Here is a 1,084-nt window from a genome sequence, read left to right as displayed (position 1 = left end):
GTGGAAGTATCCGTGCACGGAAGATACGAAGCATCTTCCTGACCGGCACAACCCTCTGGGTTGTGCCGTGTCATCCTCACACCTGTTGGCCGCGTTCTTCCCGATTTGTCCCCTTTTACCCTGTAAGACGAAGGGGATCGCGACCGGCTTGATTTGATGGCGTTGAGGTATGAGATACCGGTGATCGAACCTGATATATACTACTGTGGTGGTACACGGTAGTATGTCGGAGATGACATCAATTAAGATCGCAACAGGGGTAAAGGATCGACTCAACCATCTCAAGATACATCCCCGTGAGACTTACAGCGATCTCATCTCCAGGCTGGCCTCCCGGGCGCAAGTAGAGGTGCCCCCATGGCAAATTCCTCTTATTCATGTCAGGATCAATGGCGTCATCCGGGAACTCAAGCACCCTATCGAGATCTCGGCTGAGATGGATGAAGGGGAATATATCCTGTACAATCACGAGTACCGACTACTGGTCGTCGCCCCGGATCTCTCTGAAGGGTTGAAGGACATTATCGACGAGTTTGAGGAAAACTGGAACGATTTCGTTCTGCAGGATGAGAGTGCTTTACTTGGAGGTGCTCGCGACCTGAGGAGGAAACTCATCGCACTCGTACCCGGAGAGGTCTGATCGTGCCTCGAAAAAACAAGGCTATCGTGCGCCGCCTCATGAAGAAGGGGTTTGATGCCAGGATGTCAAAGCACATCAAACTGGTATTCATGTACAACGGTTGCGACACAGGGATCCGTACATGGGTTTCCCATGGCACAAAGGAGATTAGCGACCGGCTGCTTTCTCGTATGGCGGAACAACTCAATCTCTCCCGGCAGCAATTCCTTGATCTCATCGACTGCCGACTCGATGAAGCGGGGTTGGTTGCAGTATATAAGGAGATGCATCTTTTGTGATGCCGGACGGATCTGCCGGGTCGGGGAGGTGCTTTTTGACCATATCGACGCTCTCGGTCATCTCCTGGAGTTTGATACGGATTGCCGTATCCCGGACCTTGCGCGTCACGCCATCGCCTCCTTGCCGATGTAGTCGTACAACCGGTGCTTAAAATCGTCGAATTCC

Annotated in this window: 2 protein-coding genes; both read left to right on the top strand. The window is 52.4% G+C overall.

The genetic code is table 11. The annotated features are described in order from the left end of the window. Window positions 1–223: 223 nt before the first annotated feature. Window positions 224–640: a hypothetical protein gene (locus EI28_RS12395; RefSeq protein ID WP_048115284.1), complete on the top strand. Its 417-nt coding sequence runs from the start codon at window positions 224–226 to the stop codon at window positions 638–640. A gap of 2 nt (window positions 641–642) precedes the next feature. After that, window positions 643–918: a hypothetical protein gene (locus tag EI28_RS12390; protein ID WP_048114313.1), complete on the top strand. Its 276-nt coding sequence runs from the start codon at window positions 643–645 to the stop codon at window positions 916–918. The last annotated feature ends 166 nt before the right edge of the window (window positions 919–1,084 follow it).

This window comes from Methanoculleus sp. MH98A (assembly GCF_000691865.1).
Lineage (GTDB): Archaea > Halobacteriota > Methanomicrobia > Methanomicrobiales > Methanoculleaceae > Methanoculleus.
The sequence above is the reverse complement of the archived record's forward strand: the minus strand, read 5'-3'. Positions and strand labels throughout refer to the sequence as shown.

Bases quoted from the DNA above. Each gene is read 5' to 3' on its own strand.
- EI28_RS12395 (WP_048115284.1), top strand. From the start codon at position 224: ATGTCGGAGATGACATCAATTAAGATCGCAACAGGGGTAAAGGATCGA.